The following is a 12,430-nucleotide window of genomic DNA, read 5'->3' as shown; positions in this document are numbered from 1 at the left end:
ACGCGGGACCTCAAAGCACCAGCCACAGCAGTGCCGGCGTGACCATGGAGGCCAGGATCGCGAGGCCCAAGGCCTGCAGGCTGCCGATGCTCCGGTAACGGTAGCCGTCCGAAACGACCGAGGGCGCATCCGTATTGTGCGCCCGAAGCGTGACCGGCATTCGGGCATGCTGGACCGACCGGATGTAAGTGGATCTCATGACCAGGGTCATTGCCGGCTCCCGTTCTGGATTACGGGAGCCATGATGACGGTCGGATCCAGGACGGCCTTGAGATGGATCAAGGCCTTCACCTTCGGAGCCTGCGGGCTTCACGTCATCGGGCGTCAGGTGAGAGGCTCAGGCACAAGCACGGCCGCGCCTCGAAAGGCTCCGGACCGATGATCCGCGACCGCCTCGTTGGCTCGCTCCAGCGGGTACGTACGCGTGTGAGTGACGATGCCCGCCTGCGGGACGAGCGCGAAGAAGCTGCGGGCGTCCTCGCGGGTCAGGTTCGCCACCGACAGCACGGCGCGCTCGCCCCAAAGTAGGTCGTATGGAAAGGCCGGGATGTCGCTCATGTGGATGCCGCCACAGACGACCCGGCCACCCTTGCGCACGGCCTTCAGGGCCGTCGGTACGAGGCCCCCGTCCGGCGCGAAGATGAGGGCTGCGTCCAGTAGCTCCGGTAGCGGCTCATCCGTCCCACCGGCCCATGCCGCCCCGACCGAGCGGGCGAAGGTCTGGGTCTCGCGGTCGCCCGGGCGGGTCAAGGCAAAAACGCGCCGCCCCTGCCAGCGGCAGACCTGGGCGACGATGTGGGCCGCCGCTCCGAAGCCGTACAGCCCAACGCGTCCGGCCTCGCCGGCCATCCGTAAGGTTCGCCACCCAATCAATCCGGCGCAAAGCAGTGGTGCCGTCGCGACCGGGTCGAGATGGGAACCCAGTGGTATGGTGAAGGCCGCCTCGGCCAGGATATGGGTCGCGAAGCCACCGTCGCGCGTGCACCCCGTGAAGCCGGGGGCGTCGCACAGGTTCTCGCGTCCGGTCTCGCAGTAGGAGCAATGGCCGCATGTATGGCCGAGCCATGGCACGCCGACCCGGTTGCCTACTCTCGGCTCGGTGACATCCGGGCCGAGCGCCTCGACGATGCCGACGACCTCGTGGCCGGGCACGACAGGATACGTCGCCTGAGGCAGTTCTCCGTCGATGAGGTGGAGGTCGGTGCGGCAGACAGCGCAGGCCTCGACCCGGATGCGGACCTCGCCAGGACCCGGTTCCGGGGCCGGGCGACACTCGGAGGCAAGGAATCCTCCGGCCTCCCGCAAGACCATCGCGATCATGGCGCCCTCCCCGGCAGCCAAGCGTGTTGCGGACGTTCCGGAAGGTGATGTCGCGAGGCGATCAAACGGCGCATCCGATGATTGCCGGGGTGGAAAAGCTTCCGTCGGAAGTCAGCCGGTAATTCGACGGCCGCGCGGCTTCGGAGGCGGCGACAAGGTTTCCACGACGGCTGAAGACCTCGGATCGAAGGGAAGCAGGGTGGCACCGGCGGCGATCAGGCCAGCCAACGCACGTAAGTCGTCCGGCATCCTCGGATCACGCGAGACGCGATCCGCCTCTCGCTGCAGGCGCAGATTGCAGAGCGCCGGTGGGAGGCCGGCGACGGGGGTGCAGGCGTCGTGCCGAGCGCACGCTGCATCGAGGGCGTCGATGGGAGGGAGAGGGGCGTTGTTGCCCAGGCCGCAGTAGTTGCCGTGAAAGACCAGTGCGGGCGCACGGGACTGCGCCTGTGCCTGAAGCGCGACGCTCAGCCAGACGATGAGGGGGAGAAGGGCGGTAGCCGGCATCAAGGTCGGTATCCCTTTGCGCCTGGAACGACGTCGCAGGCTGCCTCGGACTGGTTGGAGCGGCGTTGATCCAGCGCAAGGCGGGACGTTCGGCGGAACGCATCATGTCCGGGAAATCACCGCAGCCCGGGACCCTGACATGGATGAGTCGCTCACAGGAGGCGTGGACGCCGCCATCGAAGGCAACCGGTTCCCACCCGGTGAACCCTTCGTGCCAGGCCCTCTCGGCCCGGACCAATTGCGGGACATCAACGCCTACTGGCGCGCCGCGAACTACCTGTCGGTCGGGCAGATCTACCTGATGGACAACCCGCTGTTGCGCGAGCCCCTCAGGCCCGAGCACGTCAAGCCGCGGCTTCTCGGCCATTGGGGCACCACGCCTGGCCTCAACTTCATCTACGCGCATCTCAATCGCGTCATTCGCCAGCGGGACCTCGACATGCTCGCGGTGTGGGGGCCGGGTCACGGTGCCCCGGGCCTGGTCGCCAACGCCTACCTGGAGGGCACCTACAGCGAGATCTATCCGGACGTGGCGCGGGACCTCGACGGGATGGCCCGCCTGTTCCGCCAGTTCTCCTTCCCCGGGGGGATTCCGAGCCACGCCTCCCCGGAGCTGCCAGGCTCCATCCAAGAGGGCGGCGAACTCGGCTATTCGCTGGCGCACGCCTTCGGGGCGGCCCTCGACAACCCAGGCCTGACGGTCGCCTGCATTGTCGGCGACGGCGAGGCCGAGACCGGGCCGCTGGCCGCCTCCTGGCATTCGAACAAGTTCCTCGACCCGCGCCATGACGGGACCGTCCTGCCGATCCTGCACCTCAACGGCTACAAGATCGCCAACCCGACCATCCTCGCTCGCATGCCGCGAGAGGAGCTACGCAGCCTTCTCGTCGGCTACGGCTACGAGCCGGCCTTCGTCGAGGGCCACGAGCCCGCCGCGATGCATCAGGCCATGGCGACGGCCCTCGACGCGGCCTTCGACGCCATCGCGGAGATCAGGAAGGCCGCCCGCCGCGGTAAGGTCGAGCGGCCGCGATGGCCTATGATCGTGCTGCGAAGCCCGAAGGGTTGGACCGGACCCGGGACCGTCGATGGGAAGCCCGTCGAGGGCACCTGGCGCGCGCACCAAGTCCCCGTGGCAGCCACTCGGGACAACGCGGAACATCGCGCCATCCTGGAAGCCTGGATGAGGTCCTATCGTCCCGAGGAACTGTTCGCACAGGACGGCTCGCTTGCGGCCGGCCTCGCGGCGCTGCCGCCGAAGGGCCGCCGGCGCATCTCGGCAAACCCGCACGCCAATGCCCATGCGACCGCTCCCCTGCGCCTTCCGGACCTGCGCCGCCTCGCCGTCGCGGTGCCCGAGCCTGGCCGATCCCGGGCCGAGGCGACCCGTGCGCTTGGTATCTACCTGCGAGAGGTCCTGACCCTCAACGCTGAGGCCCGCAACTTTCGCATCATGGGTCCCGACGAGACCGCCTCGAACCGCCTCGACGCGGTGTTCGACGTGACGAGCCGGGCTTGGCAGGAGCCGATCCTGCCGGGGGACGACCACCTCGGACGCGACGGCCGCGTCATGGAAATCCTGAGCGAGCATCTCTGCGAGGGCTGGCTCGAAGGCTATGTCCTCACCGGCCGGCACGGTTTGTTCGCGACCTACGAGGCCTTCGCGCACGTGGTCGATTCGATGGTGAACCAGCACGCCAAGTGGCTGAAGTCGTCACGCGACCTGCCCTGGCGCCGGCCGGTCCCCTCCCTCAACATCCTGCTGTCGTCCCATGTCTGGCGCCAGGACCACAACGGCTTCAGCCACCAGGACCCCGGCTTCATCGACTTCGTGGCGAACAAGCGCGGGGACACGGCGCGCATCTACCTGCCGCCGGACGCGAACAGCCTCCTGTGCGTCATGGACCACTGCCTGCGCACCTACGACCGCATCAACGTGGTGGTGGCCGGCAAGCAGCCGGCCCTGCAATGGCTTAGCCTGGAGGATGCGGCCAAGCACTGCGCGGCCGGTGCCTCCATCTGGGACTGGGCCACGAACGAGGGGGAGGCCGAACCCGACGTGGTGATGGCCTGCGCCGGGGACGTGCCGACCCTGGAGACCCTGGCGGCCGTGGACTGGCTGCACCGGCATGTCCCCGACCTGCGTGTCCGGGTCGTCAACGTCGTCGACCTGATGACCCTGGCTTCGCGCGAGATGCATCCGCACGGACTCGACGATCCGACCTTCGACGGCTTGTTCACCCGCGACCGGCCGGTGGTGTTTGCCTACCACGGCTATCCCTGGCTCATCCATCGACTGACCTACAAGCGGACGAACCACGCGAACTTCCACGTCCATGGCTTCATCGAGGAAGGTACGACGACCACGCCCTTCGACATGTGCGTCCTGAACAGGCTCGACCGCTTCCATCTCGCGCAGGCCGCCCTGCGGGCCGCACCGCGGCTGGAGGCCCGGGGGGAGCACGCCCAGGAGGCCCTCCGGGAGGCGTTGGCGACCCATCGCGAACACGTCTGCCGGACCGGCGACGATCTGCCGGCCGTCCGGGACTGGGTCTGGCCCGAGAGCCATGCGCACGCGCACCCCGACCGCCGCATCGAGGCGGATGTCATGCAGTGCGGCTCGACAGGTGCACGCGAGATTGACCAGGACGCGTTCGAGACCGGTGTTCGGCTTCCCGAGGCGGACCATCAGCGATGATCCTGGTCCTCAATGCAGGGTCCTCCAGCTTGCGTTGCGCCCTGTTCCAGCCAGGTGCGGACGGGCCGGACTGGCGAGCGCACGTCGCCGACATCGGAAACGAGCCGATGCTCGCGGTCGATGGCATTGCCCAGGATGACACGCCGCCACCCGTTGGGGACCATGCAAAGGTCGCCCGATGGCTGCTCGGACGGCTGCCCGCCGCGCCGACCGCGGCAGGCCACCGCATTGTCCATGGCGGCATGCGCTACGCCGCGCCGCTGGGCCTCGATGCCGAGGTCGTTGCCGAACTGGAGACCTTGATCCCCCTTGCGCCGGCCCATCAGCCCCAGGCCTTGGCATGCATACGAACGGTGACGGAAACCTGGCCCGACCTGCCTCAGGTCGCCTGTTTCGACACCGCCTTCCACCGCACCCAGGACCGGCTCGCCCAGCTCTACCCCCTTCCGCGGCCCCTCATCGACGAGGGCTTCGTCCGCTTCGGCTTCCACGGCCTCTCCTATGCACACGTTGCCCGGGTCTGTCCTCGGGGCCGGGTGCTCGCCGCCCATCTCGGGCACGGGGCGAGTCTGTGCGCAATCCGGGATGGGTCGAGCGTCGCCACGACGATGGGCTTCACCACCCTCGACGGCCTGATGATGGGGACCCGCAGCGGGTCCGTCGATCCGGGTCTCATCCTGCATCTAATCCGCGAGCGCGGCCTGTCGCCCGATGCGGTGGCAACGATCCTCAACGAGCGGTCGGGCCTCCTCGGCGTCTCGGGGATCAGCGACGACGTGCGGGTGCTGGAGGCCAGCGGTAATCCGCAGGCGCGGGAGGCGCTCGACCTGTTCGCCTACCGGATCGTGCGCGAGGCGGGCTCGCTGATCGCGGCGCTCGGCGGCCTCGACACCCTTGTGTTCACAGGGGGGATCGGCGAGCACGCCGCCCGGATCCGCGCCGCCGTCTGCCGTGGACTGGCGTTCGCTGGCATCACCGTCGACGCAGACGCGAACACCCGCGATGAGGCAGTTATCGGCGACCGATCCTCCACCGTGCAGGTCCTCATCGTCCCCTCGGACGAGGAGCGTGAGATTGCCTGCCTAACCGGAGGCTTGATCCACGAGTGCCGCGACCGCGAGGCGACCAGGGACACGGCTATTGCGCGTTCAAAGCCTACAATTTAATTATTACAGATAAGATCTAACGTATGGTTGGAGACGGCAGGCGCCGCGCATTCGAGATGATGCCCAACAAGAAGTCCTCGCCCATTCGGCACCTCAGACGGTATGGCGGATGCAGGCTCTACGACCCCGAGACCCGAGCCTACCTGGCGCCAGAGGACTTGCATCGGCTGATCCGACGGGGCGTCAGAGTCAGCGTGCGCGAAGTCGACACGGGTCAGGACGTGACCGACGAGGTCGTTCCGCCTGATCTTCAGTGAGAGCCGAGCGGAACGCAGACCGGACTGGTCCCGCGTTGTCGCTCACGTTGGTTCCGATGGGTCGCATCCGAGGTTCAGGGCGACAGCCTTCGTCACCGTGTGCTGTCCCCCTTTCGCGTCAAGACCGGCAGTGTCCATCTCAGTGTCCGCCGGCTCGATCCATCGGAACAGAAACCGGTCCACCTCGCTGGCCCAGGCGAGCGGCAGGTCCAGCCACAGGGTACGCCATACGACCAGCCACGCAGCCTCTGCCAGGTCGAGATCGGACCGCGGACCCATCGGGGAGAAAGGCAAGGCCATCGGAGTCATGTCCGACATCCCGCACTTGCGGGGACGACACGGGTGACCATGAACGTGCGGTAGACCCCGTCGTCGGCGTCGCGGATCGAGACGTATTCTCCCGGAACGAAGGCGTGCGTACCGAGGTGATAGCCCGGCTCGTCGTCATCGTTCGTCCAATCCTCGTAGTCGATCAGCCAGGTCGCACCGCCATCCCCGCCGGCTCGGTGGACGAGGCGACCGTCACGGTCGCGCTCCCCAGCCCAGAAGCGGCGCACGCGGCACGTGTCGCGGGTCTCGCGCCAGAGGCCGGCATCGAGGTGGCCATCAGGCCCGAGCGGCGCGACCATCTCGTAGCCGCGGCCCACGCTGCCGTCCGGGTACTCTGGGCACCTCGCCAACGTCAGGGTCACCCGATGCAGCATGGCTGGCAGGGCATGCTTTCCAGAAGGCGTGCCGCGCCGCTCCATTGAGTGGGCGGGTTCCTGTGTCCCATGGGTCATGTCATGTCTCCTCAGCGCAGGGCGACGATGTGGTCCACGACGGTCCGAACGCCTGGCACGGACCAGGCCGCCCGCTCGGCGGTATCCCGTTCGACGCCGACCGTCACGGCTCCTTCGAGCGTGACCTGGTCGCCTTCGACGCTGACCTTGATCGCGTCCGCCTCGAACAGGGCGTTCCGCCGGAACGCCTCCAGGATCTTCTCCTTGACGGCGGTCGGTCGCACCTCCGGCCTAACCTCGATGAGGTTCGAGACGCCGGCCACGCCGGACAGCTTGCGGACCGCCGCCTCGGCGTCCATCGCCTGGTACTGCCAGGGCACCGCACCGGTGAGCGTGACCCAGCCCCTTGCGACCTTTACCTGGATCGCATCCTTGGGGAGATGGACTGACCAGTCTATGATGGCCAGGGCTCGCGCCGCGATCTGGTCGTCCTCGATGGCCTTGGCGTTGGGAAGGCGCACCTGGATCTCCTGGGCGATGGCGCGCACGCCCTTGACCCGCTTCACAGCGCGCTCGGCCTCGACCTTCTCGGCATAACTGCCGACATGCCCCGTCAGGGTAACGACGCCATCCGAGACCGCGACGCCGATCTCGGCCGCGTCAAGGCTGGGGTCGAAGTCGAGCTCGTCGAGCACGTCGCGACGAAGGTCCTTGTCGGTCATGGCGTCTGTCCCGTTTGCATTCGTGAAGGCCGGACGAGGATGGAGTGCCTCAAGCGGAGGAGCCTTGATCCAGCGCAAGACCGACGCGCCCTTCGGCGCGAACGAGAGCGATGCAGCGCTCCAATTCCCTGCGCAGGCTTGGGAGAGGCTCGTCGATACCGCAGGCCCGGAAGTCCGCCTCAAGGCGGGCGAGCAGGGCTTCGTCGCTGGCGACGACGGCTTCTTCGGTGAAAGACGTGACGTAGCCGGAGGCAGCGTCCCCGGTCAGCTGCATCCGCTCGACCGCCCAGGTCGCCAGAAGGCGATTGCGGCGGGCACGCGCCTTGAAGCGGAGTTCCTCCTCTTGCGCGAAGCGGCTTTCGAAGGCCCGTTCGCGCTCGTCGAACGTCGTGCTCATGGGGTGCCTCACCTGTAGGTCCATGTCGGACCACGTCGAAACGCCTCGCTCACTCTTGGCCCGATGGGACGCGCGCACCTTGAGGCAGATCAAGGCCGAGCGGGCGGCTCCCGGTGCGTCCCGTTGGGCTCTCGAAAACGGCTCCGAGGTGCCGGAGCGCGGCCGCCATCTGGGCATCGCCGGCCGGATCGATGCGGGCATCCTCCACGATGCCGTTCTGCAAAGACGTCGCGTCCTGCTCGGGATGGCCGCCCAGTATCGCATCGTCATTCCGCGTCCTGGCATCGCCAACCTGCTCGACCACGAGGTCGGGCTCGATGCCACGTCCTTGCACCCTCCGGCCCGCCGGCGTGACGACCCAGGCCGTCGTCAATCGCAGGCCCCGTCCGCTGCGATGGAGATACGTCGTCTGGACAGCACCCTTTCCGTAGGTGCGCGTGCCGACCAGCATCGCGCGTCCATGGTCCTGCAATGCGCCGGCCACGATCTCGGCGGCGGAAGCGGTATCGCCGTCGACGAGCACGACCAGTGAAAGCCCGTCGACCAGGTCCGGACCGCCGCGGTCGAGGGCGAAGCGCTCGACGTCCCCGGGGCGGCGCCCGACCAGGCGCACGATCTCTCCCCGCCCCAGGAACGCTCCGGCGACCGCCACGGCCTGTACGACGAGACCGCCCGGATTTCCCCTCAGGTCGAGGACGAGACCCGTGATCGCATCTGGACCGATGTGAGCCCTGAGAGCCGCAAGAGCCTTCAGAAGCCTCCCGGTGGTGAAGTCGTCGAAGTGGTCGAGCCCGACATAGCCCACGGTGCCTAGTGCGCGCGTTCGCACCGGGTGCAGGGGCAGCCACTCCCGTGTCAGGGCGACGTCGGTGGCAGCCCGTTCCTCTGAAAGGCGGACCCGCAGGCGCACGGCTGCTCCAGGCTCACCGCGCAGGAGTTCGACGATCTCGGTGCGTTCAAGATTGCGCGTGGAGCTACCGTCGATCCTCTCGATGGTAGACCCAGGCGTAAGGCCGGCCCGTGCCGCCGGGGCCCCAGGCAAGGCGGACCGGACGCGCCCGCCCGCTTCGACCGTGACGCCGATCCCGGCATAACTCCCGGTATCCTCTTCGTTGGACTCGTCGAGCTCGGCCGCGGTCGCGTACGCCGAGTACGGGTCCAACGATGCGACCATCCCGGATATCGCCGCGTCCACGAGCTGTCCGTCGCTGCGCTCATCCGCTGCCTTCGCGCGGATGACATGGAATGCGGCTCCGAAGACGGCGAGCGCCTCGTAAGGACTTTTTGCGGGGTCCCTGGTCCATAGCTTGGCGCTTGGCGATGCCGTGCACGCCAGGATGGCGCCGGCAATGCCTGCGAGACCGGCCAGCCACCAAGGCCCGTGCCGAACCTGGGCAGGTTGACCCCGTGGCGTTCCTTGAGCTTCGTTCGCGCCGGGCATGGTCTGGCCTCGGGGATACCATCCCTGAGAATGCCCGGGCCACGTTCGCCATTGCCTTGCGATGGATCAAGGTCCCCGGCTTACCATGCGTACAGGGTCTATGCCTGTTCGCATCGGAGCACCGCATGACTCGGCGACATTCCCTTGGAGCCGTGGGTACCCGCGGCGCACTCGTCGCCGTCGACGGGACGGATTTGCGGGCGATGGCTCCCAGAACGGTCGGTGACGCGATGTCCCTCCGGGGATTACTCGATGCCGCCCACGGTCTCGCCCCGATCCGGATGGCCATCGTCCATCCCTGCGATACGGCTTCGCTTATGGGTGCGATCCATGCATGGGACGAGGGCCTGATCGAGCCCGTCCTAGTCGGGCCAGCGGCGAGGATACGCGCGGTCGCCGCCGAGGCGGGGCTCGCGCTTGACGCCTTTGAGGTCGTCGACGTGCGGCACAGCCATGCGGCGGCCGAGACGGCGGTGGCGCTCGCGCGTGCCGGAAAGGTCCAAGCCCTGATGAAGGGGGCGCTCCACACCGACGAGATCATGCAAGCCGCCGTCCGAAGGGAGGGGGGACTGCGGACCGGGCGACGCATGAGCCACGTTTACGCGCTCGACGTGCCGCATCACCCCAAGCCGGTCTTCATCACGGACGCGGCGGTCAACATCGCCCCGTCGCTCGATGACAAGCGCGACATCGTCCAGAACGCCATCGAGCTGTGTCACGCCCTCGGCATACCCCAGCCGAAGGTCGCGATCCTTTCCGCCGTCGAGACCGTCGATGCGCGGATCGTCTCGACCGTCGATGCCGCCGCGCTCTGCAAGATGGCCGAGCGGGGTCAGATCACCGGCGGCATCGTCGATGGCCCCCTCGCCCTCGACAATGCTGTGTCGGGACCAGCGGCCGCAGCCAAGCACATCGTCTCACGGGTCGCGGGCGATGCCGACGTGCTCGTCGTGCCGGACCTCGTGTCCGGGAACATGTTGGCCAAGCAGTTGGTGCACCTCGCCGGCGCCGAGGCCGCCGGCCTGGTTCTGGGCGCGACCGTGCCCATCGTCGTAACAAGCCGCTCCGATGGCGAGGCGTCCAGGGTGGCCTCTTGCGCCATGGCACGCCTCGTTGCGCACCACCGCCGGACCCGGCCTGGAGCCGTCCATCGTTTCGCGGACGGGCCTTGATCCAGATCATGGCCTCCCCCGACAGGCGCTGCACTTTAACGACATGCCCGCTCGCCTGGCCCGTGCGAGGCTGATGACCCGTGCGGAGGAATCCAGCGTCCAACGGAGAACCCGATGTCCTCACCCGTTGAGAAGACCAACCCGTTCGATCCAGGCGGCATCGTCGCTTCGATGGAAGAGTGGTGCTGCCTGCTGAAGGCTGCGCAGGAGCTCCGGAACGTCGACGAGGAGATGATGGAGACCATGCTGGAGGACGGGGCTCCCTGCCCGGAACCTTTCGGTCCTGACGGCATGACAAAGCTCCGCAACATCGCGGACCTGATGCGAGCCCTGAGCCTCGACCCGGAAGCCATCCGGCAGCGACAACCCGAAGCCATGCATGCACTTGAGGCGGCCTGCCTGGACTGTACGGAACGCAGCCGCTGCAAACGCGAACTGGCGACAGGATCGGCGGCCGGAACCTACCGGCAATTCTGCCCGAACGTGTCGCACCTCGACCGGCTGCACCACGCTTGAACCAATCCACTCACGGGTCTCTCCCTCATTCGAGGTGCACCCGCGTCTTCGGTCCATATCCTACGTCGAGGAACGCGACATGTGGAGTTGACCCCGTTTGTGGTCCACGGCCTATGCAAGTTCTCGGGCTGTGACAGCTTGGTTGGCGAAGGCTCGGGGCGTCAAGCCGCCCAGGGCCGTGTGGGGTCGATCTTCGTTGTAGTGGCATCTCCATTCCTCGATGCGCTCACGGGCATCGGCCAGAGACAGGAACCAAGAGGCGTTCAGGCATTCCGCCTGTAGGCGGCCGTTGAACGACTCGACGTAGGCGTTGTCAGTGGGCTTGCCCGGTCGGGAGAAGTCGATCTCGACCCCGTTCAGGTAGGCCCACTGGTCAAGCATGCGCCCGGCGAACTCCGGCCCATTGTCGACCCGCAAGCTCTTGGGCCGTCCCCTCAGCTTGACCAAGGCGTCGAGCGCCTCGGTCACCTGGAAGGCGCGGAAGTTGGCTCTCGGTGTGAGTGAGAGCGCCTCTCGCGTGTGGCAATCGACGATGGTCAAGATCCGGAATGGACGTCCGTCGAAGATGCGGTCGGAGACGAAGTCCATCGCCCAGACATCGTTGGGCCCACCGATCCCTGGCCTACCCTGACGATACCGCCAGGCCCGCTTGCGCTTAGGCAGCTTGGGCCGGATCGATAGCCCCTCGTCTCGGTAGATCCGGTAGGTGCGCTTGTGGTTCACCTCCCAGCCCTCCCGTCGCAGCAAGATGTGCAGCCGCCGGTAGCCGTAGCGGACCCGTGCGGCGGCCAGCTCCTTCAACCGCATCCGCAGAGCGACCTGCGGGTCGGCTCGCTTCCTGTAACGCTGGGACGAACGGCCGAAGCCGGTGGCCTGGCAGGCCCGACGCTCACTGATGTCGTAGGCCACCTGCAAGTGACCGGCGACTTCACGGCGAACGGCGGGCCTCACCACTTTCGTTTGAGCACGTCCTGCAGCATCGAGCGGTCCAGCGTCAGGTCAGCGACCAGCCGCTTGAGCTTACCATTCTCGTCCTCCAGCTGCTTGAGCCGTCGGATCTCCGGCACGCCCATGCCGACGAACTGCTTCTTCCAGCGGTAGAAGGTCGGCTCAGATACGCCCATCTTCCGGCAAACTTCGTCCACCGAGGCGCCGTTCTCCGCCTGCCGCAGGGCAAAGGCGATCTGTTCATTCGTGAAGCGTTTGCGAGGCATGGCATCCACCCTCCTTCAGGGTTCAGGATGCCCGAAAAACTTGCGCTCAGCGCGGACCAGTTTGCTGGGTCAGGGTCACATGAAACCTGCATCCCTCATCCTCGGCCTTGCGACGGCCTGGGTCGTCCTTGGCGGTACCGCGCAGGCACAAGGCATCTTCCGCGGGGCGGAACAGGGCGCTGCCCGCGGCAATGCGGTCGCGGGCCCCATTGGCGGGATCGTCGGCGGGGCGGTCGGCGCCGGCGCGGGCGGTGTGAACGGTGCCCTCGGGATTCGGCCTCGTTACAGGCGCGTCCAC

At 67.4% G+C, this 12,430-nt stretch carries 15 protein-coding genes; 5 read left to right on the top strand and 10 right to left on the bottom strand.

From position 1 onward, the window contains the following. Window positions 1–10: 10 nt before the first annotated feature. The 3 genes from RQI43_RS18045 to RQI43_RS18035 form a co-directional block, all read right to left on the bottom strand. Window positions 11–211 (bottom strand): hypothetical protein, encoded by a 201-nt coding sequence (locus tag RQI43_RS18045; RefSeq protein ID WP_311276064.1) that lies wholly within the window; start codon window positions 209–211, stop codon window positions 11–13. A 113-nt stretch (window positions 212–324) separates the two neighbouring features. After that, window positions 325–1,320: a zinc-dependent alcohol dehydrogenase family protein gene (locus RQI43_RS18040; RefSeq protein WP_311276063.1), complete on the bottom strand. Its 996-nt coding sequence runs from the start codon at window positions 1,318–1,320 to the stop codon at window positions 325–327. 111 nt (window positions 1,321–1,431) lie between these two features. Continuing rightward, on the bottom strand, window positions 1,432–1,827 hold the full coding sequence (locus RQI43_RS18035; RefSeq protein ID WP_311276062.1) for a hypothetical protein: 396 nt from the start codon (window positions 1,825–1,827) through the stop codon (window positions 1,432–1,434). Window positions 1,828–1,966: 139 nt separating this feature from the next. Between RQI43_RS18035 and RQI43_RS18030 the strand changes: the two genes are divergently transcribed. From RQI43_RS18030 to RQI43_RS18020, 3 genes are read left to right on the top strand one after another with little or no spacing between them, the layout of a single operon-like run. Further along, window positions 1,967–4,525, top strand: a complete 2,559-nt coding sequence (locus tag RQI43_RS18030; RefSeq protein ID WP_311276061.1) for a phosphoketolase family protein — start codon at window positions 1,967–1,969, stop codon at window positions 4,523–4,525. Continuing rightward, on the top strand, window positions 4,522–5,691 hold the full coding sequence (locus RQI43_RS18025; RefSeq protein WP_311276060.1) for an acetate/propionate family kinase: 1,170 nt from the start codon (window positions 4,522–4,524) through the stop codon (window positions 5,689–5,691). The genes RQI43_RS18030 and RQI43_RS18025 overlap by 4 nt, the downstream gene beginning before the upstream one ends. A gap of 23 nt (window positions 5,692–5,714) precedes the next feature. Next, window positions 5,715–5,948: a polyhydroxyalkanoate synthesis regulator DNA-binding domain-containing protein gene (locus tag RQI43_RS18020; protein WP_311276059.1), complete on the top strand. Its 234-nt coding sequence runs from the start codon at window positions 5,715–5,717 to the stop codon at window positions 5,946–5,948. A gap of 42 nt (window positions 5,949–5,990) precedes the next feature. Here RQI43_RS18020 and RQI43_RS18015 read toward each other — a convergent pair whose 3' ends face one another. The 5 genes from RQI43_RS18015 to RQI43_RS17995 are packed head-to-tail and all read right to left on the bottom strand — an operon-like array spanning window position 5,991 to window position 9,230. Then, the gene (locus RQI43_RS18015) at window positions 5,991–6,257 is read right to left on the bottom strand and encodes a hypothetical protein (protein ID WP_311276058.1); all 267 of its coding nucleotides are present in this window, start codon (window positions 6,255–6,257) and stop codon (window positions 5,991–5,993) included. Continuing rightward, window positions 6,254–6,730, bottom strand: a complete 477-nt coding sequence (locus RQI43_RS18010; protein ID WP_405030655.1) for a hypothetical protein — start codon at window positions 6,728–6,730, stop codon at window positions 6,254–6,256. The genes RQI43_RS18015 and RQI43_RS18010 overlap by 4 nt, the downstream gene beginning before the upstream one ends. Before the next feature lie 11 nt (window positions 6,731–6,741). Then, on the bottom strand, window positions 6,742–7,392 hold the full coding sequence (locus RQI43_RS18005; RefSeq protein ID WP_311276057.1) for a BON domain-containing protein: 651 nt from the start codon (window positions 7,390–7,392) through the stop codon (window positions 6,742–6,744). Between the two features lie 49 nt (window positions 7,393–7,441). Continuing rightward, window positions 7,442–7,789, bottom strand: a complete 348-nt coding sequence (locus tag RQI43_RS18000; protein ID WP_311276056.1) for a DUF1476 domain-containing protein — start codon at window positions 7,787–7,789, stop codon at window positions 7,442–7,444. 49 nt (window positions 7,790–7,838) lie between these two features. Then, window positions 7,839–9,230 carry a S41 family peptidase gene (locus tag RQI43_RS17995; RefSeq protein ID WP_405030654.1) on the bottom strand — a complete coding sequence of 464 codons (1,392 nt, stop codon included), beginning with the start codon at window positions 9,228–9,230 and terminating at the stop codon, window positions 7,839–7,841. Between the two features lie 125 nt (window positions 9,231–9,355). Here RQI43_RS17995 and RQI43_RS17990 point away from each other — a divergent pair, with 125 nt between their 5' ends. Further along, entirely contained in the window at window positions 9,356–10,402 is a 1,047-nt protein-coding gene (locus tag RQI43_RS17990) for a bifunctional enoyl-CoA hydratase/phosphate acetyltransferase (RefSeq protein WP_311276055.1), read from the top strand. A 114-nt stretch (window positions 10,403–10,516) separates the two neighbouring features. Next, window positions 10,517–10,918, top strand: a complete 402-nt coding sequence (locus RQI43_RS17985; RefSeq protein ID WP_311276054.1) for a heavy-metal resistance — start codon at window positions 10,517–10,519, stop codon at window positions 10,916–10,918. A gap of 111 nt (window positions 10,919–11,029) precedes the next feature. Here RQI43_RS17985 and RQI43_RS17980 read toward each other — a convergent pair. Next, a protein-coding gene (locus RQI43_RS17980) for an IS3 family transposase (RefSeq protein ID WP_311276053.1) occupies window positions 11,030–12,132 on the bottom strand; the annotation gives its coding sequence in 2 pieces (ribosomal slippage) (window positions 11,030–11,871 and window positions 11,871–12,132; 1,104 coding nt in all). A gap of 46 nt (window positions 12,133–12,178) precedes the next feature. Beyond that, entirely contained in the window at window positions 12,179–12,430 is a 252-nt protein-coding gene (locus tag RQI43_RS24575; RefSeq protein WP_405030653.1) for a hypothetical protein, read from the bottom strand.

This window comes from Methylobacterium sp. WCS2018Hpa-22, assembly GCF_031843785.1.
Classification (GTDB): Bacteria; Pseudomonadota; Alphaproteobacteria; order Rhizobiales; family Beijerinckiaceae; genus Methylobacterium.
Note: the sequence above shows the minus strand (reverse complement) of the source record. Positions and strands in the feature narration are given on the sequence as shown.